This is a genomic window from Nocardioides pinisoli (assembly GCF_024199985.1).
In the GTDB taxonomy this organism is placed as follows: domain Bacteria; phylum Actinomycetota; class Actinomycetes; order Propionibacteriales; family Nocardioidaceae; genus Nocardioides; species Nocardioides pinisoli.
Window position 1 is genome coordinate 86670 of the sequence record NZ_JANARS010000004.1, and the last position, 24451, is coordinate 111120.

The 24451-nt window shown below is 72.0% G+C and carries 13 protein-coding genes; 4 read left to right on the forward strand and 9 right to left on the reverse strand.

What is annotated here, in order from left to right; all coding sequences use genetic code 11:
* The first annotated feature begins 170 nt into the window (after positions 1-170).
* Positions 171-11420, forward strand: coding sequence for a putative Ig domain-containing protein (locus NCI01_RS09865; protein WP_254181315.1), 11250 nt, complete (start codon positions 171-173; stop codon positions 11418-11420).
* Positions 11421-11477: 57 nt separating this feature from the next.
* On the opposite strand, the gene NCI01_RS09870 is transcribed toward NCI01_RS09865, so the two are convergent.
* Positions 11478-11798, reverse strand: coding sequence for an STAS domain-containing protein (locus tag NCI01_RS09870; protein ID WP_254181316.1), 321 nt, complete (start codon positions 11796-11798; stop codon positions 11478-11480).
* A 132-nt stretch (positions 11799-11930) separates the two neighbouring features.
* On the opposite strand from NCI01_RS09870, the gene NCI01_RS09875 reads away from it, so the two are divergent.
* Both NCI01_RS09875 and NCI01_RS09880 read left to right on the forward strand, forming a co-directional pair.
* A complete protein-coding gene (locus tag NCI01_RS09875; protein WP_254181317.1) occupies positions 11931-12503 on the forward strand; it encodes a cob(I)yrinic acid a,c-diamide adenosyltransferase in 573 nt (190 codons plus the stop codon).
* 108 nt (positions 12504-12611) lie between these two features.
* Entirely contained in the window at positions 12612-15788 is a 3177-nt protein-coding gene (locus NCI01_RS09880) for a DEAD/DEAH box helicase (protein ID WP_254181318.1), read from the forward strand.
* A gap of 20 nt (positions 15789-15808) precedes the next feature.
* On the opposite strand, the gene NCI01_RS09885 is transcribed toward NCI01_RS09880, so the two are convergent.
* On the reverse strand, positions 15809-16978 hold the full coding sequence (locus tag NCI01_RS09885) for an MFS transporter (RefSeq protein ID WP_254181319.1): 1170 nt from the start codon (positions 16976-16978) through the stop codon (positions 15809-15811).
* A 65-nt stretch (positions 16979-17043) separates the two neighbouring features.
* Here NCI01_RS09885 and NCI01_RS09890 point away from each other — a divergent pair, with 65 nt between their 5' ends.
* Entirely contained in the window at positions 17044-18039 is a 996-nt protein-coding gene (locus tag NCI01_RS09890; RefSeq protein ID WP_254181320.1) for a LacI family DNA-binding transcriptional regulator, read from the forward strand.
* Here the strand turns inward: NCI01_RS09890 and NCI01_RS09895 are convergent, their stop codons facing one another.
* The 7 genes from NCI01_RS09895 to NCI01_RS09925 form a co-directional block, all read right to left on the reverse strand.
* The gene (locus tag NCI01_RS09895; protein ID WP_254181321.1) at positions 18040-18483 is read right to left on the reverse strand and encodes a DUF2550 domain-containing protein; all 444 of its coding nucleotides are present in this window, start codon (positions 18481-18483) and stop codon (positions 18040-18042) included. It abuts the gene before it with no gap.
* Positions 18484-18560: 77 nt separating this feature from the next.
* On the reverse strand, positions 18561-18965 hold the full coding sequence (locus NCI01_RS09900) for a F0F1 ATP synthase subunit epsilon (protein ID WP_254181322.1): 405 nt from the start codon (positions 18963-18965) through the stop codon (positions 18561-18563).
* Positions 18965-20422, reverse strand: a complete 1458-nt coding sequence (gene atpD, locus NCI01_RS09905; protein ID WP_254181323.1) for a F0F1 ATP synthase subunit beta — start codon at positions 20420-20422, stop codon at positions 18965-18967. Before atpD ends, NCI01_RS09900 begins: the two co-directional genes overlap by 1 nt.
* A 6-nt stretch (positions 20423-20428) precedes the next feature.
* Positions 20429-21355, reverse strand: coding sequence for a F0F1 ATP synthase subunit gamma (locus tag NCI01_RS09910; protein ID WP_254181324.1), 927 nt, complete (start codon positions 21353-21355; stop codon positions 20429-20431).
* A 4-nt stretch (positions 21356-21359) separates the two neighbouring features.
* The gene (gene atpA / locus NCI01_RS09915; protein ID WP_254181325.1) at positions 21360-23000 is read right to left on the reverse strand and encodes a F0F1 ATP synthase subunit alpha; all 1641 of its coding nucleotides are present in this window, start codon (positions 22998-23000) and stop codon (positions 21360-21362) included.
* Positions 23001-23081: 81 nt separating this feature from the next.
* A complete protein-coding gene (locus NCI01_RS09920) occupies positions 23082-23876 on the reverse strand; it encodes a F0F1 ATP synthase subunit delta (RefSeq protein WP_254181326.1) in 795 nt (264 codons plus the stop codon).
* Positions 23876-24445 (reverse strand): F0F1 ATP synthase subunit B, encoded by a 570-nt coding sequence (locus NCI01_RS09925; protein WP_172258751.1) that lies wholly within the window; start codon positions 24443-24445, stop codon positions 23876-23878. Before NCI01_RS09925 ends, NCI01_RS09920 begins: the two co-directional genes overlap by 1 nt.
* Positions 24446-24451: the final 6 nt, after the last annotated feature.

Consider the following 24451-nt stretch of genomic DNA (forward strand, 5'->3'; position numbering starts at 1 on the left):
TCCGGCCTCCTGCGGGCCTCCTCCCGTCGCCCCGAACGAGGCAAGTGGGTCAAATCTTCGAGAATTCTCCGCCGTTGTCAGGGGTCGCCTGACGGCCTGTCCGTGGTGGCATGACGGCTCGGTGAGGAGCAGGGGGCTCCTCCGTGGGGGAACATCGTGGGGAACTCGTCGTGCCGCTGAACAGCCGTACCTTCTCGTCCCGGATCCGGCGCTCAGCGCTGACACTGCTGCTCCTGGCGGCCCTGGTCCTGACCGGCCTCGGCCCCGTCGCCGCGGCCGCACCCGGCAACAAGCCGCCTCGGCTGAAGTCCGTGCCGACGACCACGGCCGTCGTCGGCCACCAGCTGGTGCTCCGACCGCGGGCGACCGACCCCGACGGCCCGCAGCGGGCCCTGCGCTTCCGGCTGCGCGGCAAGCCGCGGTGGGTGTCGTTCAGCCGAAGGACCGGCGTCCTGCGCGGGACGGCCCCCAGCGCCGCCGCCGGGAAGCGCTACCGGCTCGAGCTCTCCGTCACCGACGGCCGCGCGACCCGTCGCAAGCGGTTCACGTTGCGTGTCGTCGCCAACCGCGCCCCTTCGGTGGCACCTGTCGCCGACGTGGTCACCGACGCCGGGGGCGCGGTGCGTGTCCAGCCGTCCGCCAGCGACCCCGACGACGGGCCGCGCGACCTCGCCTGGGTGACGAGCTTCGCACCGGCCAACGCCCGCACCCCGGCCGCGCAGCCGGCCTGGCTCGTCACGTCCGCCACCACTGGGGCCGTCACGGGCACGGCGCCTGCGTCCGCGGTCGGCATGGTGTGGCAGGTGACGAGCCAGGCGTCCGACGGCCTCGCCGCGGCGACGGTCTCCTACCGGCTCGCGGTCCGCAACCAGGCACCCGCGATGGCCACGATCGGCGCGCGAACGGCGACCATCGGCACCCCCTTCGCGCTGCAGCTCGCCGGCTCCGATCCCGACGCGGCCCCCGGCCCGGTGTCTTTCGTCGCCGAACCCGGCACGCTGCCCGGCTGGCTCTCCCTCGACCGTGCGACCGGCATCGTCTCCGGCACCCCGCCGACCGGCTCGGCCGGCACCTACGCCCCCCGCTTCCGCGCCGACGACGGCCTCGACACCTCCGCCTGGGAGGTCCTCGCCCTCGGCGTCGTGCGCGAGCAGGCGCCGGACAACCGCGCCCCTGTGGTGGACGACACCACGCTGGAGGTGCCCGAGGGGCCGGCCGGCGCCCGGGTCGGCACCGTCACCGGCAACGACCCGGACGGTGACCGCCTGACCTGGAGCATCGCCGCGTCCGGCTTCGCCATCGACCCGGCCACCGGCGTCGTCACGACCACCGCTGCGCTCGACCACGAGGCCTCCGCGACCCGCACGCTGCAGGTCCGGGTCACCGACGGCCGGCTCAGCGACACGGCGACCGTCACCGTCGCGGTCGCCGACGTCGACGAGTCGCCGGTCATCGCCGAGGTCGCCGACGCGAGCGTCACCGAGGACCAGCCGGTCACCCCGATCGGTGTCGCCGCCACGGACCCCGAGGGCGAGGACGTCGCGATCTCCGTGACCGGCCTGCCCAGCGGCCTGGCCTACGACGCCACCGACGGTGAGATCACCGGCACGCCGACCCGCCCCGGCACGGCCGACGTCACCGTCTCGGCGGACGACGGCACGTCGACGCCCAGCGCCACGGAGCTGACCATCACCGTCACGCCCGTCGACGACGCGCCAGTGATGGCGGCGCAGACCTTCACCACCCTCGAGGGCACCGCGGTCGGGGAGGTCGTCGGCACGCTCGCCGCCTCCGACGAGGAGACGCCCGGCGGGCTCAGCTTCTCGGGCGGCGACGACGACTTCGCGGTCGCCCCGAACGGCACCGTGACCGTCGCAAGGGCCGCCGCCACCGCCACCCCGGGCGCCAAGACCTTCACGGCCACGGTCAGCGACGGCTCCCGCACCGCCACCGCGACAATCACGGTCGAGGTCGGCGACGTGGAGCACGATCCCGTGATCGACGACCAGCAGCTCGAGGTGGCCGAGTCGAGCGCGGCCGGTGCCGCAGTCGGCACCATCGAGGCCGCCGACGCTGACGGGGACACCATCACCTTCGCCATCACGGGCGGCAACGAGGCGGACCGGTTCGCGCTCGACGCGACCACCGGCAGGCTCACCCTCGCCGGTCCCGTCGACTTCGAGGACACGAAGTCCTACCAGCTCGCCGTCCGCGCCACCTCGGGCACCGCCTCGGACACCGCGACCGTGACGGTCACGGTGACCGACGTCGACGAGGCGCCGGCCGTGGCGCCGCTGGCCGACGTGAGCACCGTTGAGGACCAGGCGATCTCGGCGATCAGCGTCGACGCCGTCGACCCCGAGGGCGACCCCGTCACGCTGAGCGCCACCGGTCTGCCCGCCGGTCTGCGTCTCGATGGCAACCGGGTCGTCGGCACCCCGCAACGCTCCGGGACCTTCGCCGTCACCGTGACCGCGAGCGACGGCACCCTGTCCTCCTCCGAGGACCTGACCATCCTGGTCACCCCGGTCAACGACGCCCCGGTGCTGACGCCGCTCGACGACGTCACCGCGACCGAGGAGGAGGCCCTCGACCCGATCACCGTCGTCGCGACCGACGAGGACGACGACGAGCTCACCGTCAGCGTCGACGGCCTGCCCACGGGTGTCTCCTACGACGCGGACGCGGGCACCATCAGTGGCACCCCCACGGTCGGCGGCACCTTCTCGGTCACGGTCACCGCCGAGGACCCGGACGAGGAGACGGCCACCGACACGTTCGTGCTCACCGTCACCGACGTCAACGACGCCCCCGTCGCCGGCGCGCCCGACCCTGCGACGGTGGAGGTGACCGTCGGCGAGGCCGTCGAGACCTCGGTGCTGGTGCCTGCCACCGACGAGGAGGGCGACGAGCTCACCCGCACGGTCACCGGGCTCCCGGCCGGGATGACCGGCACCGGCACCTCCACGGGCGTCGCGCTCGGCGGCACGCCGACCGAGGAGGGCACGTCGACCGTGACCGTGACCGTCGCCGACGGCGACGGCGGGTCGGACACCGCGATCTTCGAGGTCGTCGTGGCACCCGCTCCCGTCACCCCGTGCCTGGAGCGCTCGACGCTCCCGTGCTCCGACATCGCCGTCGAGCTGCCCTTCTCGCTGGACTTCACCGGCGACGAGGGTGGACTGGACGACACCGGCTTCACCATGGTCGACCCGCCGTCGCTGCGCTCGGGCGTCGACCAGGCCCCGGCCCCCGCCTCGCCGACGTACGCCGACGCACCCGGCTTCGAGCCGGGGCTGCTGGCCGCGGGCGGCGAGCAGCTCACCATCACCTCCACCAAGGGGATCATGTATCGCGCCCCCGGGCAGAGCCCGGCAGCGACCGCGCCCAACGCCCAGCTCAACGCCCTCGGCGTTGGGGTGAGCGGCTCCGGCACCGGCTACGACATCGCCACGACCGTGGTCGCGCCCACCTTCCCGGGCACCACCAACGGCGCCCAGCAGGGCGGCCTGTGGTTCGGGCTCGGCGAGGACGACTACGTCAAGGCCGTGGTGTCCCGCGTCTCCTCGACCACCAACAAGGTGCAGCTGCTGCGCGAGGTCGGTGGCGTGGCGACGCCGGGCACGGCGTACGAGCTCAACAGCGCGGCCTTCCCGTCCGCGCAGGACGTCCGGCTCGAGCTCCAGGTCGTGGACACGGCAGGCCCCGGCGGGCAGGCGCAGCTGTTCTACACCGTCGGCGCCGGCCCGCGGACGCTCCTCGCCGACACCACCAACACCGTCGACACGGACGCCGTCCCGGTGGCCGAGTCGCTCCTGGCCGGCACGGCGGTCGGCGGCGAGGCGGCGCAGTCCTTCGCCGGGCTGTTCGCCACCAAGCGCAACGCCGCAGTGGGTGACGTCACGCCCGTCACGTTCGGCGACTTCTCCGTGGCCGCACACGAAGCACCCAACACCGCTCCGGCCGTGGCCCCCGTCGACGAGGTAGGCGCCGTGGAGGGGTCCGCCCTCGACCCGGTCACCATCACCGCGACCGACGCCGAGGGCGACGAGGTGACCATCACCTCCGACCTCGACGTCGACGGGCTCACGCTCACCGACAACGGCGACGCCACGGCCACCCTGGCCGGCACCCCGGCCGCGGGCACCGCTGCAGCGAGTCCGTACGACGTCGTCGTGACCGCGAGCGACGGCCGGGCGTCCGGGTCCCGGACGGTCCGGGTCGTCGTCACCGAGGCCGGAGCGCCATGCGTCCCGATGACGACGGAGCCCTGCGCCTCGGTGCGGGTCGACACGCCCTACGTGCTCGACTTCGACGGCTCGCAGAGCGGACTGGCGGGCACCGGCTTCACGATGGTGGACGACCCGTCAGCCCGCGGCAACGTGGACCAGGCTCCCGCCCCCGCGACACCCAGCACGCCCGACGTGCCAGGCTTCGAGCCCGGGCTGCTCGCCCAGGCGGCCGGCAACCTGCGGATCACCGCGACCAAGGGCATCGCCTACCGGCGTCCGGCCGACAGCCCCGGCACCAACTCCCAGCTCAACACCCTGGGGGTGGGCCTCGCCGGCGGCACGGACGGCTACGAGCTCGAGACGACCGTGGTCGACCCGGCCTTCCCCGGTGCGACCAACAGCAGCCAGCAGGGCGGGCTCTGGTTCGGCCTCGACGAGGACAACTACGTCAAGCTGGCCGTGGTGCGGATGACCGCGACCACCAACAAGGTGCAGCTGCTCAAGGAGGTCGGCGGCATCGCGCAGCCGGCCACCACCTACGAGCTCAACTCGGCCACCTTCCCGAGCGGTCAGCGCGTGCGCCTGGTCCTGCAGGTCGACGGCTCCGGCGCCGAGCCGGTCGTGCGCGGCTCCTACGCCGTGGGCGACGGCCAGCTCGCTGCCCTGACCGACACGAGCAACACCGTCGGCTCGACCCAGCTCCCGGTGCCGGCGGCCTTCCTCGCCGGTGCCGACCTGCCCTCCGGGGTGGGCGGTCCGGTCACCTTCGGTGGCCTCTACGCCACCAAGCGCAACGCCGCGGCCACCGACGAGGTCGTGGTGTCCTTCGCCGACTTCTCCGCCGAGCTCATCGGCGGCGTGGTCGAGCCGTTCACCCCGCTCGACGTCAAGGTCGACTTCACGTCCGAGGCCGGCGCGCCGGCACCGGGCCACCTCAAGGACTACGGGCAGGCCTACGGCCAGCGCAGCGGCGCCTCACAGGGGGGCGGCGAGCACGTCTACGGCTGGGTGAAGGAGAACAGTGAGGAGGCTCTCTCACTGGTCGGCAACGGACGCGTGCGGGGGCGCTCGGGCGTCGACCCCCGGCTCGACTCGATCATCCACATGCAGTTCGCCGAAGTGCCCAACGCCGCGTGCCCGCCCAACGTCTGCCAGGACGGCGACTGGCAGTTCGCCGTCGACAACGGCACCTACGACGTGACCGTGGCCGTCGGTGACCAGCCCGGTGCGACGAGCTACGACAGCCTGCACGCGATCAACGTGGAGAACTCGGCGCTGATCGAGGGCTTCACCGGCAGCGCGTCCGCGGAGTACGACACCGCCACGACCCGCGTGGGTGTCGTCGACGGCGAGCTGACCATCAACGCGACCGGCGGCACCAACACGAAGCTCGCCTACGTCGAGATACGGTCGGCGAGCACCACCGCGGCCGACCCGCTCCCCTTCATCGTGCAGACGCGCCCGGCCAACCGGTCGCTCGGCGCGCCGCTGGGCGAGGGCGTGGCGAGTGACGTGCACCTGGTCGGGACGAGCGCCGAACCGGGACCGGTCGACCCGGCCACGGTCACCGCGGCCACGGTCCGGCTCTTCGAGGTGGTCCCCGGCAGCGCACCCGACGTCGAGGTCGCTGGCAACCGCAACACCACCGGCGGCGGCGACTCGATCAACTTCCAGCAGAGCGGCAACCTCAAGGCCGGCACCACCTACCGCTTCGTCGTCGACGGGGTGAAGGACACCAGGGGTCGCACGTTCGTCCCGTTCCGTTCCCTCTTCACGACCGGCACCGGCGAGGTCGAGCCGCCCGACGGCACCTTCGACCCGGTCACCGGGGTGGACTTCCAGAAGGTCGACCTCGGCAAGAACGGCAAGTACTTCGCCTCGCTGGTCGTCCACCAGGGACACCTGTGGGCCACCACCATCGGACAGGGGATGTTCCGCTACCCGATCAACGCGGACGGCACGCTCGGCGCCGAGCAGCCCATCAACGCCTTCCTGGGCCGCGCTGCCGTCGGGCTGGTCTTCGACCGCACCGACCCCGACGTGGCGTGGGTGACCCACGCGACGGCCAACATCGGCAACGAGTCGCAGGCCTTCGGCTCCAAGCTGAGCCGAGTCGACTTCTCGGGCGGCGTGTCCGACCCCGTGGTGTCCGACGTCTTCGTCAACCTGCCCCGCTCGCAGAAGGACCACCTGTCCAACTCGATCTCCTACGGCCCCGGCGGGAGGCTCTACTTCCTCCAGGGCTCCAACCAGGCCGCTGGCGACCCTGACGGCGCCTGGGGCAACCGGGGCGAGACCCTGCTCACCGCGGCGTTGCTCACCTTCGACCCCGCGACGACCTGGCAGCGCGTGCAGGCGTCCGGGCCGGTCGACGTGCAGACCGTGGACAAGGGCGGTTCCTACGACCCCTTCGCCGCCGACGCGCCCTTGAAGATCTACGCCACCGGCATCCGCAACGCCTACGACCTCGTCCACGCCTCCAACGGCAGCCTCTACGTGCCGACCAACGGCACCGCCAGCGGCGGCAACAGCCCAGGAGTCACGGGCAGCGGCGGCACGCTCACCCGCACCGGTCAGGTCCCCGGTGGCGACGTCACCTCGGAGTGCGCGACGCGCCGCATCGACGGCACGCCCTACACCGCGCCGAGCGTGCCCGCGGTGAGCAACCACAACACCCAGCGCGACTTCCTCTTCGACGTCGAGGCCGGCGGCTACTACGGCCACCCCAACCCCTCGCGATGCGAGTGGGTGCTCAACAACGGCGGCAACCCCGAAGGCGCCGGCTCGGGTGGGTCGAAGTACCCCGCCTCCGTGGCTCCCGACCGCAACTACCGCGGGTGGGCCTACGACTTCGAGTTCAACAAGTCGCCCAACGGGATCATCGAGTACCGCTCCAACACGTTCGGGGGCAGGCTCAAGGGCCGGCTGATGGTCGTGCGGTTCTCCAACTTCGACGACGTCTTCACACTGGAGGCCGCGTCCGACGGCCAGGTCGAGGGCGGCCAGGCGGGCTCGACGATCGGTGGCTTCTCCGGCTTCGACGACCCGCTGGACATCGTCGAGGACCTCGACACCGGCAACCTCTACGTCAACTCCTACGACCAGAGCAGCGGTCAGCCGCGGCTCTACCTGCTTCGGGTGCCCGACGGCCAGGGTGGCGCGGACGTGTCCGTGAGCACCCGCCGCTTGGTGGGCAACCAGGTGACCGGGGCCGGCTCGAGGACGCTCGGCACCGTGCGGGTCACCAACGATGGGAGCGAGGCGACCACGGTGACCGGGGCGAGCATCACCGGGGCCGGGGCCGCGGCCTACTCCCGGACCCCCAGCACCCCGCTGCCGGCCACGCTCGCGCCGGGGGCGTCGATGACCATCCAGGTCGGCTTCGACCCCAGCAGCGAGGGCGTCGCAGCCGCCTCGCTCGGTCTGTCCCTCAGCGCCGGCAGCGCACCGACGGTCTCGCTGCGCGGCCTCGGCACCGACGGGCTCGGTGGCTCGGCGGAGCCCTCCCTGCAGTACGTCTTCGACACGTGGGAGCTCGGCATCGACACCGGTGACGACAACGACACCACCAACGAGATCCACTCCGGCTCGGGCGAGCGCGTCTCCCCCACCCTCGGCGACAGCATCGACGTCGAGAGCTTCACCCGCTTCGCCGACGGCCCGGTCACGGTCGAACCGATCTCAATCTTCGGACCGACCGACTCCAACCCGGTGACCGAGGTGTCGTGGTACGACGACGCCGCGCCTGCCGACCGTCGGACGCTGTTCTCGGTGTCGAACTCGCCGGCGTCCAACGGGCAGACCCTGACCCCGGCCACCACCGGGGCGCTGCAGTTCGACCCCGGCCAGGCGACGTTCGGCTTCGTCTCCCGGTGGCCCTTCTTCGCCAACCGCCTGGTGCACAGCCAGGACGCGCTCAACACCTTCAGCGGCGCGATCGGCAACCACGTGCGGGTCTACCCGCTCATCGAGGGCGGACAGCGCGTCCCGCACGCCTACGTCGTCGCGACCGAGGAGCACACCTCCGGGTTCGACTTCAACGACGTGGTCTTCATCGTGCGCAACGTCGAGCCCGCCGGCGGCACCCAGCCCCCGGGCCAGAGCATCCGGGTCAACTTCCAGAGCGAGGCCGCACCGGTGCCGACCGGCTACCTGCGTGACTTCGGCCAGGCCTACGGCCCGCGGACGCTCGCCGACCAGGGCGGCCTGACCTACGGCTGGATCAACGCCACGACACTGGCGCCCGAGGGGCGTACGACGTCGGGTCGCGACCGCAACCTGACCAGCGACCAGCGCCTCGACACGTTCATGCACATGCAGTACCAGCAGCAGTCCGCACCCAACTGCACGGCCAACAACTGCAACACCGGCACGTGGGAGCTCGCGCTCGCCGACGGCACCTACCAGGTGACCGCGGCCGTGGGCGACCCGGCGACCAACGCCGACCCGGAGGCGCACCAGCTCCGCATCGAGGGCGTGCCGCTGCTCGCGGCACCGCACGTCCCGAGCGGCCCGGCCGGGAGCGCGGGGCACCACGCGACCGGCACGCAGGTCGTCGAGGTCGCCGACGGTGAGCTCACCGTCGACTCCGTGGGCGGCACCAACACCAAGATCGACCACATCGAGGTCACGCCCGTGACCGGCGGTGGCGGCGAGACCGTGGCGCAGGTGAGCTTCCAGCCCGCATCCGCGTCGACGCCGGCCGGATGGTCGGCCGACACCGGCGAGCTGTTCACCGAGGCGCGTGGCTACGGCTGGGTGCGGACCGAGGGCGGGGCGACCAAGACCGCCGACACCCGAGCCCGCACCCAGGACCCCGACCCGCTGACCGGGACGCTGATGATCGTCGATGACACCGAGGTCGCCGGCGTCGTCGACGGCGAGTGGGAGCTCGCGGTCGCGGACGGCACCTACACCGTCTCGGTGTCGGTGGGCGATCCCGGCTACGCCGACTCCTCGCACGGCCTCATGGCCGAGGGCGTGCCGCTCGTCTCGGGCTTCGTCCCGTCCGGTCCGGGCGACTACCGGGTCGCCACCACCTCGGTCGACGTCGCCGACGGCCGGCTCACGCTCGCGTCCACGGGCAGCAACACCAAGGTCCAGTGGATCAGCGTCGCCTCCGGCTCGGAGGTCGACGTGATCCCGCCGACGGTGGACCTCACCGTCACCGGGGTCACCGGAGCCGGAGGCTACGTCCGCTCCGCGACGGTGGTCGCCGACGTCGTCGACCGTGGCGGGTCAGGGGTCGAGTTCGTCGACTGGACGCTCGACGGCGCGGACGTCCCGCGTCCCACCGGCGACCGCCTCGAGGTGACCGGGCTCGGTGCGCACACCGTCACCGTCACCGCCACCGACGCGGCCGGCAACGACACGACCGCCACGCGCACGTTCACGATCGTCGACGGCAGCGTGGCCGCCATCGCGGTCACCAACCAGGACGCCCAGCGGGTCGACGGGGTCGTCGTACCGGGCATGGCCGAGGACTTCCTCGTGATGCACCACCTCAACAACAAGACGACGAGCACCGCCAGCCACGCGGCCGCGGTGACCCACGACACGGCCACCCTGCGGATCAGCAACACCGACCCCGACGACCCGCTCGTCGTGACCGGCCTGGCGCTCTCCGCCCCTCTGGACCCGACGCCCGGAGTGCGGACGAGCACGACCAGCTTCACCACGCCGGACACCACGCTGCCGCTCACGATCGCACCGGGCGCGAGCCACGACCTGCGCGTCCGGTTCGGCGGAGCGGGCAGCCGCGGCACCTACGGCGCGACCATGACGATCACCTCCAACGCGGCCAACCGGCCGGAGCTGCCCGTCCAGCTGCGCGGCTACTGGCAGCCGCAGCCCGAGGGCGGCGTCGAGCCGACGATGACCGACGTCGCGCGCGTCTTCGGCTACTCCACCACCATCGGTGAGCCGCTGGAGGACGCCTACGACGGCCCGCTGCAGGGCGACGAGGTGCGGTCACTGCTGTGGAAGCGCCTCGACCCGTCCCGGCCGGTCACCGCCCGCCAGCTGACCGCGCTCCACGGGTGCTGCAACGAGACGGGAGACAACATCGCCAGCCCGATCTCCGGCTCGCACGACGGCGCGTGGGGGCAGTCCTTCTACCCCCGAGTGGCCCAGAGCGGGACCGCACCGGCCTCGGCGCCCTTCCAACAGGGCCAGGCCAGCCCGGGCGGCAGCTTCGCCCTGACCATCGCCGGCTACACCACCAACAAGGCACCGACGGCCAACGACCCGGCCAACCTCGGCATCCGGGTCTGGCCGGTCGAGATCGGGGGGCGCACCGTCCCGGGCGCCTACCTGGTCGGCCAGGACTTCGTGCAGAACGGGTGCGGGGGCGGCAGCGCCAACTGCGACTACCAGGACAACGTCTTCCTGATGACCAACATCGCTCCGGTGGCCTCGGCCGACACCACCGCCCCGGCAGCGGCGCCCACCGGCGTCGAGGCAGTCGTGACCGGCAACGACGTACGCATCTCGTGGAACGCGGTCACGGCTGCCGACCTGGGCGGCTACGTCGTCGAGCGCCAGGCCGCGGGGGCGACCACCTGGACACGGGTCAACGCGACCCCCGTGGCCGGCCTGTCGCTGGTCGACACGGGGGCACCGGGCAACACGGAGGTCGCCTATCGCGTGCTCGCCGTGGACACCTCGCAGAACGCCTCCTCTGCGTCGGCGACGGCCATCGTCACCACGCCGCCGCGTCCGCAGGCACCCGTACGGATCAACGCGGGTGGACCGGCGGTCACCACCGGTGGGGTCGCGTGGGGGGCGCAGCAGTACGGCACCGGCGGCAAGACCTACACCAACGGCGTCGCCATCGCAGGGACGACCGACGACGTGCTCTACCAGAGCGAGTACTCGACCGCGACCGGGGCGATCGACTACGACATCCCCGTGCAGAACGGCACCTACACCGTCCGCCTGCACTTCGCCGAGATCTACTTCGGCGCGCCCGGCGGCGGTCCGGGAGGGACCGGACGGCGGGTGTTCGACGTCGCGGTCGAGGGCCAGCTGCGGCTGGACGACTACGACATCGTCGCCGACGTCGGCTCGACGACGGCCGTGGTGAAGTCCTTCACGGTGCAGGTCACCGACGGCAAGGTCGACGTGGACCTGGATTCCGTGGTCGACCAGGCCAAGATCTCCGCGATCGAGGTGGTGCCGGCGGGCTGAGCCGTCCGGGACCCGACCGCACCGGACGGGTTCGGGACGGGTCGCGGCGGCCAGCGCTCAGGCGGTCGCTGCGACCCGCTCGACCTCGATGGCGTGCGCGAGCCGGGCCAGGTGCACCATCCGGCGCACGGCCGGGCCGGGGTTGCGGACGGTGAGGTGGTGGCCGGCGAGCCAGGCGTGACGGGTGGCGACCGCGAGCAGGCGGAGGGCGGTCACGTCGATCGTGGACACGTCGGTCATGTCGATGACGACGTCGTCGTCGAGACCGTCGATGCACTCGTAGATGGCGTTGCGGACCTCCCACGTGCTGCGCACGTCGAAGGCGCCGTGCAGGACGAGCACGTGCCGGTCCGCGACGATGTCCGAGATGATGTCCATCCGGTGCTCCTCACCGGCGTCCCCCGACGCCTGACCGTGACCGCTGTCACTCCTACTGACGTAGTTGTACCCCGTTCGGTTGCATCGATGCCTCACCTTTTACGGCGCGTCCCGGCGGCTAGGCTCCGCAGCATGGTCAACCTGACGCGCATCTACACCCGCACCGGCGACGCCGGCCGCACCCGGCTCGGCGACATGAGCGAGACCTCGAAGACGGACCTCCGCCTCGAGGCCTACGCCTGCGTGGACGAGGGCAACGCCCACATCGGTGTCGCGCTGGCCCACGGCGGGCTGGACGACGACGTGGTCGCGGTGCTCACCCGCGTGCAGAACGACCTCTTCGACGTCGGCGCGGACTTCTGCACCCCGGTCGTCGCGGACCCGGAGTACCCGCCGCTGCGCATCGAGCAGGACTACGTCGACCGCCTCGAGGCGTGGTGCGACCGCTACAACGAGGACCTGCCCGCGCTGCGGTCGTTCATCCTCAACGGCGGCACGACCGCGGCCGCCCACCTGCACGTCGCGCGCACCGTCGTACGCCGTGCCGAGCGGGCAGGCTGGGCGGCCTGGGGCGAGCACGAGGACACGATGAACATCCTCGCGATCACCTACCTCAACCGCCTCTCCGACCTGCTCTTCATCCTCGCCCGTCACGCCAACCGCGACAACGGCGACGTGCTGTGGGTGCCCGGCGGCGAGCGCTGACCGCGAGCGCTGCCCACGAGCGCTGCCCACGAGCACTGACCGCGGGCGTCCGGGGGCTGTGGAGAGCGGCCGCGGGCTGTCGGCCCGCGGTGGCACGATGAAGCGCCCATGGACATCCGCCACGCGCTCACCGACGCCTACCTCGCCGGCTACTTCGACGCCGGCACGCTGGTGCGCGCCCGGCACTACCTCGACGCCGTCGACGAGCTCGAGGTCGTCCACGAGACCGACAGCTCGCTGACGGCCACCGCGACGGTCCTCGGCACAGCGCCGGTGCCCTACGAGGTCCAGTTCCACGCCGAGGTCGACGCGGCGTCCGACTGGGTCTTCAGCGCCTGCACGTGCCCGGTCGCCCGGATGTGCAAGCACGGCGCGGCCGTCGCGCTCACACTGCGCTCCCCCGAGCCGGCGGCCACCGGCTCGGCGTGGCGCCACCAGCTGGGCCGGCTCACGGGCGACCTCGAGGCCCGGGCCCGCTCGACGCTCACCGGCCAGCGCCTCGGGCTCGAGATCAGCAGGAGGCCGGCCTCGCGCTGGTCCCGGGGCACCGCCGGCGAGCTGTCGATGCGTCCGGTCCGGCCGGGGGCGCGACGCGGCTGGGCGCGCAGCGGGGCGGAGTGGAGCGACCTCGCCGGGCCGGTAGCGACCTCGCGCTTCGTGCCCGCGCAGGTGGACGCCCTGCGCGCCCTCCACCGCGGCCTGGTCGCGCGCCACGCCTACCTCGTGGCGGGTGCGGCGTCGGCCCTCGAGGACTACGGCGAACGGCTCGTGCCGGCGCTGCGCGAGGCGGTCTCGCAGGGCGTCACGCTCGTGCCCGGCGCGGGCCTCGCGTCAGTCGTCGTCTCCCCCGAGCCGGCGGGGGTCGTCGCCGACCTGGTCGAGGGCGACGACGAGCTGCGCCTCGACGTGTCGGTGCGGCTGCAGGGTCGGCGCTGGCGCGGCGGCGAGGTGGTCCCGCTCGGTCGCCCGGCCACGTCGGTGGCCCTGTTCGACGACGACGACGTGGTCCTGGCGGAGCTGTCCAAGCCGTGCCACGACGCGCTGATGGACCTCGTCCTCGACCACCGCGGCGTGGCAGCACCTCACGACGAGCGCGACGCCTTCCTCCAGGCGCTCGCGCCGCTGGCGCGCAGCCTCGCGGTCGAGTCGTCCGACGGCTCCGTCGAGGTCCCCGCCCCACCCCGCCCCAGGCTCGCGCTGACCGTCGCGTGGCAGTCCTCGACGTCGGCCGAGCTGCGCTGGCAGTGGGTCTACGGCGAGCGTCGCTGCGACCTCGGTGCGAGCGACCCGCTCGACGGCCTGCGCGACCCCGCGGCGGAGCGCTCGGTCCTCGCCACGCTCCCCGAGTCGCTCACCCCGACCGGCACGCCTTCCGGACGGGCACCGGAGATCCTGTCGGACGGCGACGCGCTCGCGCTCGCCCTGCACGACCTCCCCCACCTGCGCACCCTGCCCGACGTCGACGTCGAGGAGCTCGCGCCGCCCGACTTCCGCGAGTCGACCGAGGACCCGCAGATCGCCTTCGTCCTCGCCGACGCACAGCCCGACCACACCGACTGGCTCGACCTCGAGGTGCAGGTGAGCGTCGACGGCGAGCAGGTCCCGCTGCCGGTCGTGCTGGCGGCACTCACGCGCGAGGAGGAGTTCCTCGTCCTCCCCAGCGGCACCTACGTCACGCTCGACCGACCCGAGTTCGCCCGGCTGCACGAGGTGGTGGCGCTGGCGGCGCAGCTGCGCGAGTCCGACCCCGACCGCCTCAGCGTGGGCACGCACGACCTCGGCATCTGGGCCGAGCTCGCCGACCTCGGCGTCGTCGACGGGCGGGCCGCGGCCTGGGTCGAGCGGGCGACCGCCCTGCGCGACGTCACCGAGCTGCCGCGCCCTGACCCGCCGCCGGGCCTGAGGACCGAGCTCCGCCCCTATCAGCGCGACGGCTTCTGGTGGCTCGCCTTCCTGCACGCCCACGGGCTCGGCGGCATCCTGGCCGACGACATGGGTCTCGGCAAGACGCTCCAGGTGCTCGCGCTCGTCGAGCACGTGCGCTCGTCCGGGCTCGAGGCACCCTTCCTCGTGGTCGCCCCGACCAGCGTGGTGACCGCCTGGCGGCAGCAGGCGGTCACCCACGCGCCCGGCCTGCGCGTGGGCGTCGTACGCCGCCGGAGCGACGACGTGGCACGGGTCGCCGCGACCCACGACGTGGTGGTCACCACCTACGCCATGCTGCGGCTCGAGCGCGCGCAGTTCACCGCGCGACGGTGGAGCGGGTTGGTGCTCGACGAGGCGCAGCAGGTCAAGAACCACCTCGGCAAGACCTATGCGGCGGCCCGGGCGGTCGAGGCCGACTTCCGCCTCGCCGTCACGGGCACGCCCTTCGAGAACCGGCTGATGGAGCTGTGGTCGCTGCTGTCGATCGCCGCGCCCGGTCTCTACCCCACCTCGCGCCGCTTCCGCGAGGTCGTGGTGGGGCCCGTGGAGAAGGAAGGGGACGATGCCGCGCTGCGACGCTTCCGCACCCGCATCCGGCCGTTCGTGCTGCGGCGCACCAAGGACCTCGTTGCGGCCGAGCTGCCACCCAAGCAGGAACAGGTGCTCGAGGTCGAGCTCGAGCCGCGGCACCGCCGGATCTACGACACCCACCTCGCCAAGGAGCGGCAGAAGATCCTGGGGCTGGTGGACGACTTCGATCGCAACCGGGTGGCCATCTTCAGCGCGCTCACCCGGCTCCGACAGCTCGCCCTCGACCCCGCGCTGGTCGACCCCGCCCACGACCACGTCGGCTCGGCCAAGACCCAGCTGCTCGCCGAGCACCTCCTAGAGATCACCGCCGAGGGCCACCGCTCGCTCGTGTTCAGCACGTTCACCTCCTTCCTGCGCCGCGTCCGCGACCGGCTCACCGAGGAGGGGGTCGCCACCGTCTACCTCGACGGCTCGACGCGCGACCGCGAGGAGGTCATCGAGGCCTTCCGCCGCGGCGAGGCGCCGGTGTTCCTGATCAGCCTCAAGGCGGGCGGCACCGGCCTGACCCTCACCGAGGCCGACTACGTGTTCCTGCTCGACCCCTGGTGGAACCCCGCCGCGGAGGCGCAGGCCGTCGACCGGGCCCACCGGATCGGGCAGGACAAGCACGTGCTGGTCTACCGCCTGGTCGCCACCGACACCATCGAGGAGAAGGTCACCGCCCTCAAGGCGCGCAAGGCCGAGCTCTTCGCCAAGGTGGTCGACGGTGGCGGCGCGACGTCGACCGGCATCACCGCCGACGACATCCGCGGCCTGTTCGACGAGTGAGGGGGCTGCAGCCGGACCGGCTACCCGACCCGCGAGGGCTGGCCGGCCCGCTGCTCCCGGGCGGCGGGCACGACCAGCGCAGCCGGCATCAGCAGCACCGCGACCACCAGCAACGCCTTGAGCGTGCCGACCTCGTCGCCGACGAAGCCGAGCAGCGGCGGACCGGCGAGGAACGCCGCGTAGCCGATGGTCGACACCACGCTGACCCGCGACGCCGCCCGGACCGGATCGTCGGCGGCGGCGCTCATGCCGACGGGGAAGCCCATCGAGGCGCCCACGCCCCAGAGGACGATGCCGACCACGACCAGCGCGGGCTGCTCGGCCAGCACGATCAGCAGCACGCCCGCACCTGCGAGCGCCATCGTGCCCCACAGCACGACCACGCGGCCGAACCGGTCGATGAGGCCGGTGCCGGCCAAGCGGCCGGCAGTCATCGCGAGCACGAACACGGCGAAGCCCGCCACGCCCACCGCGTGGGACACGTCGTGACCGTCGACGAGGGCGACGGCCAGCCAGTCGTTGGCCGTGCCCTCGGTCATGGCCAGCGCCAGCACCATCACGCCGATGAGCAGCGTGCGCGGCTCCAGCCACGCACGCGCCGCCGAGGTGGCGGTCTCCTCGTGCCGCTCCACCACCGGCAGGAAGGACGGCGACGAGCGCCAGACCAGCACGATGGCGAGCAGCACGACGCCGACCAGGTGGGCCACCGCGGGGACCTCGAGCTCGACCAGCAGGGCGCCGACCAGCGCGCCGACCACCGTGCCGCCGCTGAACCCGGCGTGGAAGCGCGGCATGATCGTCCGCCTCAGGCCGCGCTCGACCTCGGCACCCTCGACGTTCATCGCCACGTCCCACACGCCGATGCCGAGACCGTAGACGAAGAGCCCGGCGACGGTCAGTGGCAGCACGTGCCCCAGCCCGAGGGCGGCGGCCGCCATGCCCACGGTGGCGGCGGCCGCGCCGAGCCGCACGATGCGCACGGTGCCCAGGGCGTTGATGGCGGCGCCGGTCGTGGGCAGCGCCAGCACCGAGCCCAGGGCGATGGCGAGCAGCACGAGGCCGAGCTGGCCGTTGGTGAGCCCGAAGCTCGACCGCACCTCGGGGATGCGGGAGACCCAGCTGGAGAAGACCAGGCCGTTGAGGAAGAACGTCAGCCCCACGGCGTTGCGGGCGGCGGTCAGGGTCGGCACGGTGCTGCTCCTCGGTGCGGGACGAAACGTTTCGATCGAATCGATTCGATGCTATCGTCCACGGCGTGTCCGGTCCAACTCGCAGCCCCGCGCGCAATCCCACGCTGGCCGACGTCGCCGCCGCGGCGGGGGTGTCCCTCTCGACGGCCTCGCTGGCGTTCTCCGGCAACAAGCCGGTCTCGGAGGAGACCCGCGAGCGGGTGCTGGCCGCCGCGGGAGCCCTCGGCTACGCCGGCCCCAACCCGCTGGCCCGCAACCTGCGCCGCGGCCGCAGCGGCGTCGTGGGCGTCGCCGTCGGTCGGCTCAGCACGGCCTTCCGCGACCCGGCGGCGCTGCCGATGCTCGACGCCGTCTCGGAGGTCCTCGACGCGGCCGGACTCGGCCTTCTGCTCATGCCCGAGGGCGACGAGCACGCAGGACTCCCCCTCGACGCCGTCATCTACGACATCTGCGGGAGCGAGACCTGGGGCGCCTACGACGACCTGGTCGCCCGCGGCGTGCCGCTGGTCGTCGTCGAGGGCCCCGCGTGGGCCGGAGCCACCTACGTCGACGTGGAGCACCGTCGCGGCGCGGCCGAGGTGGCCCGGCACCTCCACGACCTCGGCCACCGACGGGTCGCGACCCTGACGCTCGAGGCCTCCCACCCCCAGCGCGAGCGCGAGGCCGGCCTGCGGGACGTCTACCCGGACGCCGAGCTCGTGGGCCCCTGTGCCAGCGACCTCGTCGCCGCCCAGCGCATGGTCGGCGCGTGGTGGGACGGCGGCGGCGAGGCGAGCGCCGTGGTCTGCCAGAGCGACGTGCAGGCTGCGGGCGTGGTGCTGGAGGCACGACGACGTGGCCTGGACGTGCCCGGCGACCTCAGCGTCGCCGGGTTCGACGGCGTCGCGACGCCGTGGCTCGACCTCGAGCTCACGACCGTCGTGCAGCCGCTGGCCGAGAAGGGACGGGCCACGGCCCGGGCCGCCCTGTCCCGCATCGCCGGCGAGCCGGTGGACGACGTGCTGCTGCCCGTCAGGATGCGGGTGGGCGGGTCGACCGGACCGGCGTCGCACGCGACCTGACTAGCGCCGGTTCCAGTCGGTGCCCGGCGGCCCGGCCTCCAGCCAGGACTGGAAGCCGGTGAGCGAGGCCTCGCTCATCGCGATCTCCAGCGGCTCGCCGTCGTAGTGGCACGACGCCACGACGTGGCCGTCGTAGAGCGACATCTCCTCGGCGCCGGCCGGCGCGCGCCGTCCGGCGTACTCCAGCAGGTCGCGGGCCCACACCCGCTTGGGGCGCGGCGACAGCGAGAAGATCCGGAACCACTCCAGCGACTGGCCGGAGTAGCGGCCGATGCCGAGCAGCCAGCCACGGCCGGGGTGCTCGCTGCGTGCTCGGTAGCTGAGCTCGAACGTGCCGCCGTGCCGCGCCAGCAGGCGTCGGCGGACGATGAGGGCGATGCCGTAGAGCAGGGCGAGGAGCAGGCACAGCCCGACGATGTCGAGCGCCCATTCCCAGACCGGCATCCACACCCCTCGAACGCAGTGAGCGCACGAACCCAGCGGTTCGTGCGCTCACCCTAGCGGTCGTCGGACGGGCCTCGTCAGGAGGCCCGCTCCACGGCACGGATGCGTGCCTCGGCACGACGCACGGCCTCCTGGGCCGCGTCGTCGTTCTCGCCGGCTTCCTTGGCCCGCTCGAGGTCCTGGCGCGCCTTCTCCAGGTCGATCTCGTGCGACATCTCGGCTCGCTCGGCGAGGATCGAGACGCGGTTGTCGGCGACCGAGATGAACCCGGCGTCGACGGCCGCGATCCAGGTCTCGCCCTCCGCCGTCTGCACGTCCACGACGCCCTCGATGATCGAGGACAGCAGCGGCGCGTGGTTGGGCAGGATGCCGACGTCGCCCTCGGTGGTGCGGGCGATGACCATAGTGGCCTGACCCGACCAGACGAGCCGGTCGGCAGCGACCAGCTCGACCTGGAGGGCCTTGTCGGTCGACTCGGCCATCAGAGGCTCTTCTGGATCTCGGCCCACTTCTGCTCGACGTCGTCCAGACCGCCGCACATGAAGAAGGCCTGCTCGGCCACGTGGTCGTACTCGCCGTCAGCGATCTTGTTGAACGCCTCGATGGTGTCGGCCACCGGGACGGTCGAACCCTCGATGCCGGTGAACTGCTTGGCGACGTAGGTGTTCTGGGACAGGAAGCGCTGGATGCGGCGGGCCCGGGAGACGATGATCTTGTCCTCCTCGGAGAGCTCGTCGACACCGAGGATCGCGATGATGTCCTGGAGCTCCTTGTTGCGCTGCAGGATCTGCTTGATCCGCACGGCGCAGCGGTAGTGCTCGTCGCCGATGTACTGCGGGTCGAGGATCCGCGAGGTCGACGTCAGCGGGTCCACGGCCGGGTAGATGCCGAGCGAGGCGATCTCGCGCGACAGCTCGGTCGTCGCGTCGAGGTGCGCGAAGGTCGTGGCCGGGGCCGGGTCGGTGTAGTCGTCGGCGGGGACGTAGATCGCCTGCATCGAGGTGATCGAGTGACCACGCGTCGAGGTGATGCGCTCCTGCAGCTGACCCATCTCGTCGGCCAGGTTGGGCTGGTAGCCCACCGCGGACGGCATGCGACCGAGCAGCGTGGAGACCTCGGAACCGGCCTGGGTGAAGCGGAAGATGTTGTCGATGAAGAGCAGCACGTCCTGCTTCTGCACGTCGCGGAAGTACTCCGCCATCGTCAGGGCCGACAGGGCGACGCGCAGGCGCGTGCCCGGCGGCTCGTCCATCTGGCCGAAGACGAGGGCGGTCTGGCCGATGACGCCGGCCTCCTCCATCTCGACGATGAGGTCGTTGCCCTCACGGGTGCGCTCGCCGACACCGGCGAACACCGACACACCACCGTGGTCCTTCGCCACGCGGGCGATCATCTCCTGGATGAGCACGGTCTTGCCCACGCCGGCACCACCGAACAGGCCGATCTTGCCGCCCTGCACGTAGGGGGTGAGCAGGTCAATGACCTTGATGCCGGTCTCGAACATCTGCGTCTTCGACTCGAGCTGGTCGAACGCCGGCGCCTTGCGGTGGATGCCCCACCGCTCCTTGACGTCGAGGGTCTCGCCCTCGGCGAGGTTGAGGCAGTCCCCGGTGGTGTTGAACACCTTGCCGAGGGTCGCGTCGCCCACGGGGACGGTGATCGACTCACCGGTGTCGGTCACCTGCGCACCGCGCACGAGGCCGTCGGTGGGCTTCATCGAGATGGCACGGACCATGCCGTCGCCGATGTGCTGGGCGACCTCGAGGGTGATCGTCGTGGTCACGCCGCTCAGGGTCAGGTCGACCTTGAGGGCGTTGTAGATCGCCGGCATGGCGTCGGTCGGGAACTCGATGTCCACGACCGGGCCGATGACGCGCGTGATGCGACCGACCGAGCCGGCGTTGCCGCTCGTCGTGGTCTCTTCAACGGTTGCAGTCATGTTCTCTCACTCACTCCCGGCGTTGGCGTCGGCAAGGGCGTTGACGCCACCGACGATCTCGCTGATTTCCTGGGTAATACCGGCCTGGCGGGCCTGGTTGGCGATGCGGGTGTACTTCTTGATGAGCTCGTCGGCGTTGTCCGTCGCGGACTTCATCGCCTTCTGACGCGCGGCCAGCTCGGAGGCGGCCGCCTGCAGCAGGGCGAAGAAGATGCGGCTCTGGACGTAGCGCGGCAGCAGGGAGTCGAGCACCTCCGAGGGGGACGGCTCGAACTCGTAGAGCGGCAGCAGGTCGGCCTTGTCAGGGGCCTCCGTGCCCTCGACGACCTCCAGGGGCAGCAGGCGCACCGCCGTCGGCTCCTGGCTGAGCATCGAGCGGAACCGCGTGTAGACCACGTGGACCTCGTCGACGTCGCGGACGTCGGACTCGCTGTCCTCGGCGTCAGCCAGGAACGCCGCGATCAGCGTGGCGCCGATCTCGGCCGCGACGTCGTAGGTCGGCTGGTCGGAGAAGCCCGTCCAGGCCTGGACGACCTCCCGCTGGCGGAACTTGAAGTAGGCCTCACCCTTGCGACCGCTGGTGTAGAGGTCGACGTCCTTGCCCTCGCCCTTGAGCTTCTCGACGAGGCGCTCGGCCTCCTTGATGACGCTCGAGGAGTAGGCGCCGGCAAGTCCGCGGTCGGAGGTGACCACGAGGACGGCTGCCTTCTTGGGGTCCTCGGGCTCGGTGGTCAGCGCGTGGTCGACGTTGGAGAACGTCGCCACGGCCGACACCGCGCGGGTCAGCTCACGGGCGTAGGGCGCGGCGGCCTGGGCTCGCTGCTGGGCCTTGATGATCCGCGAAGCCGCGATGAGCTCCATCGCACGCGTGATCTTCTTCATCGACTCCGTCGACTTGATCCGCGCGCGGTACTCGCGTACGGAGAGAGCCATGGCGTCAGCCCCGCTTCTGCTTGACGATCTGCTCCTGCTCGACGTCCTCGTCCTCGAGGGCGACGTGCTCTTCCTTGCCGGCCTTGATGCTCTGGCCGTCGGAAGTCTCGAACTGGTCGAGGAAGGAGTCGTAGGCCGAGGCGAGCTCGGCCTCCGCGTCGTCGTCGAACTTCGTGGTCTCGCGGATGCCGGCGAGGATGCCCTCGTGGCTGCGACGCAGGTAGTCGATGAACTCGTGCTCGAAGCGCAGCACGTCGTCGGTCGGCACCCGGTCGAGACGGCCGGTGGTGCCGAGCCACAGTGACGCGGTCATCTCGTCCAGCGGGTAGGGCGAGTACTGCGGCTGCTTGAGCAGGGCCATCAGCCGCTGGCCGCGGTCGAGCTGCTGGCGCGACGCCGCGTCGAGGTCGGAGGCGAACATCGCGAACGCCTCCATCGCGCGGAACTGCGCCAGGTCGACCTTGAGCGAGCCGGTGACGGCCTTCATCGCCTTGGTCATCGCCGAGCCACCCACGCGCGAGACCGACACACCGACGTCGATGGCCGGGCGCTGGTTGGCCGCGAACAGGTCGGACTGCAGGAAGATCTGGCCGTCGGTGATCGAGATGACGTTGGTCGGGATGAACGCCGAGACGTCGTTGGCCTTCGTCTCGATGATCGGCAGGCCGGTCATCGAGCCCTTGCCCATCTCGTCGGACAGCTTCGCGCAACGCTCGAGCAGCCGGCTGTGCAGGTAGAACACGTCGCCCGGGTAGGCCTCGCGGCCCGGCGGGCGGCGCAGCAGCAGCGACACGGCGCGGTAGGCCTCGGCCTGCTTGGTCAGGTCGTCGAAGACGATGAGGACGTGCTTGCCCTCGTACATCCAGTGCTGGCCGATGGCCGAGCCGGTGTAGGGGGCGAGGTACTTGAAGCCGGCGGAGTCGGACGCCGGGGAGGCCACGATGGTGGTGTACTCCAGCGCGCCGGCCTCCTCGAGGGCGCCACGCACGGAGGCGATGGTCGAGCCCTTCTGGCCGATGGCGACGTAGATGCAGCGGACCTGCTTCTCCGGGTCGCCGGTCTCCCAGTACTGCTTCTGGTTGATGATCGTGTCGATGGCGATGGTGGTCTTGCCGGTCGCACGGTCACCGATGATCAGCTGGCGCTGGCCGCGGCCGATCGGCGTCATGGCGTCGATGGCCTTGATGCCGGTCGCGAGCGGCTCGTGCACCGACTTGCGCTCCATCACGGACGCGGCCTGGAGCTCCAGGGGACGACGACCGGAGGTCGCGACGTCGCCGAGGCCGTCGATGGGGGTGCCGAGCGGGTCGACGACGCGGCCGAGGTAGCCGTCGCCCACCGGGACCGAGAGGATCTCGCCGGTGCGGCGGACCGCCTGGCCCTCCTCGATCTTGTCGAAGTCACCCAGGACCACGACGCCGATCTCGCGGGTGTCGAGGTTGAGGGCGATGCCCAGCGTGCCGTCCTCGAACTCGAGCAGCTCGTTGGCCATGACCGAGGGCAGTCCGCTGACGCGGGCGATGCCGTCACCGGCCTCCGCGACGGTGCCGACCTCTTCCGTGGTCGCCGTGTCGGGCTTGTAGTCGGACACGAAGCGCTGGAGCGCGTCCCGGATCTCGTCCGGACGGATGGAAAGCTCCGTCATCTCATCTCACCTGTTCCTGGGTCTTCACTGCTCGAAAGTTCTGGGCTCGAAAGTTCTGGGTGCTGCGTGGTGCCGTCGTGCTCAGCCGGCGAGGCGGCGCCGGGCCTCGTCGAGACGGCTGGACACCGTCCCGTCGATGACGTCGTCACCGGTCTCGACGCGGATGCCGCCGATGACGTCGGGGTCGACGACGACGTTGAGGTGGATCTCCCGGCCGTAGTTGCGCGAGAGCGCCTCGGCCAGCCGCTGCCGGTCGGCGTCGGAGAGCGGACGGGCCACACGGACCGTCGCCACGCCCTGGCCGCGGACCTCGGCCGCCACCTTCTGGTAGTCGGCCAGTGCCACTCCGACGGTGCGGTAGCTGCCCGACAGCGACTGCTGCACGAGCGCGACCGTCGCCGGGAGCACCTTGTCCCCCAGCAGGTCGGCCAGCAGCCGCGACTTGTCGTCACGGTTGCGGGCCGGGTCGGACAGCGCGTCACGCAGCTCGGGGTTGTCCTGGACGACCCGCCCGAAGGCGAACAGCTCGTCCTCGAGGCGACCGGCGTCGCCCCCCGCTGACGTCGCCACCGAGATCACACCGAGGCGCTCGAGGGCGTCGGCGAGGTCGCGGCTGGCGGTCCAGCGCTGGGCGACCGCGATGGTCACCACGGCCAGCGCCAGGTCGGAGACCTTGCCGGAGAGCACCTGACGGAGCAGCCCGGCCTTCGCGTCGCTGTCGATCGACGCGTCGGTGGCGACGCGGCGAAGTGCGGGCTCGGAGCGGAGGAGGTCCGCCACCCCGAACAGGTCCCGACCGACCGCGGCCGCGTCACCGGCGCCCGTGAGGGCGCCGGCGGTGGCGGCGTAGGCGTCGGCAGAGGCTCCTCGCATCATCAGTTGACGCTCCCCGACTGTGCCGAGGTGGTGCCGTTCTGCGCCTCGAGCTCGGACAGGAACCGGTCGACCACGCGGCTCTGGCGAGCCTCGTCGTCGAGGCTCTCGCCCACGATGCGGCCGGCCAGGCCGGTCGCGAGGGCGCCGACCTCGGCACGCAGGGAGGTGACCGCCTGCTGGCGCTCGGCCTCGATCTGCGTCTTGCCGTGCTCGACGATCCGGGAGGACTCGGCCTGGGCCTGCTCCCGCATCTCCGCGATGATCGCGGCACCCTGCTCGCGCGCCTCCTCACGGATGCGTGCGGCCTCGTGCCGGGCGTCGGCGAGCTGCTTCTCGAGCTCGGCGAGCTTGGCGTCGGCCTCGGCCTGCTTGGACTCGGCCGCGCTGAGCCCACCCTCGATCGCCTGCGTGCGCTCCGCGAAGGTCTTCTCGAAGCTCGGCACGACGAACTTGCGCATGAGCACGAAGAGGATCGCGAAGACGATCAGGGCGAGGATGACCTCTGACCAGACCGGCAGAACCGGACTGTGGGTCTCGCCCTCTGCCGCCGCCAGGACGATGTGGTCCATGAGTCG

Coding starts and splice junctions, on each gene's coding strand:
- NCI01_RS09870 (WP_254181316.1), bottom strand. CDS start 11,798: ATGGACATCATCTCGGACATCGTCGCGGACCGGCACGTGCTCGTCCTG.
- NCI01_RS09875 (WP_254181317.1), top strand. CDS start 11,931: ATGGTCAACCTGACGCGCATCTACACCCGCACCGGCGACGCCGGCCGC.
- NCI01_RS09880 (WP_254181318.1), top strand. CDS start 12,612: ATGGACATCCGCCACGCGCTCACCGACGCCTACCTCGCCGGCTACTTC.
- NCI01_RS09895 (WP_254181321.1), bottom strand. CDS start 18,483: ATGCCGGTCTGGGAATGGGCGCTCGACATCGTCGGGCTGTGCCTGCTC.
- NCI01_RS09900 (WP_254181322.1), bottom strand. CDS start 18,965: ATGGCCGAGTCGACCGACAAGGCCCTCCAGGTCGAGCTGGTCGCTGCC.
- atpD (WP_254181323.1), bottom strand. CDS start 20,422: ATGACTGCAACCGTTGAAGAGACCACGACGAGCGGCAACGCCGGCTCG.
- NCI01_RS09910 (WP_254181324.1), bottom strand. CDS start 21,355: ATGGCTCTCTCCGTACGCGAGTACCGCGCGCGGATCAAGTCGACGGAG.
- atpA (WP_254181325.1), bottom strand. CDS start 23,000: ATGACGGAGCTTTCCATCCGTCCGGACGAGATCCGGGACGCGCTCCAG.
- NCI01_RS09920 (WP_254181326.1), bottom strand. CDS start 23,876: ATGATGCGAGGAGCCTCTGCCGACGCCTACGCCGCCACCGCCGGCGCC.
- NCI01_RS09925 (WP_172258751.1), bottom strand. CDS start 24,445: ATGGACCACATCGTCCTGGCGGCGGCAGAGGGCGAGACCCACAGTCCG.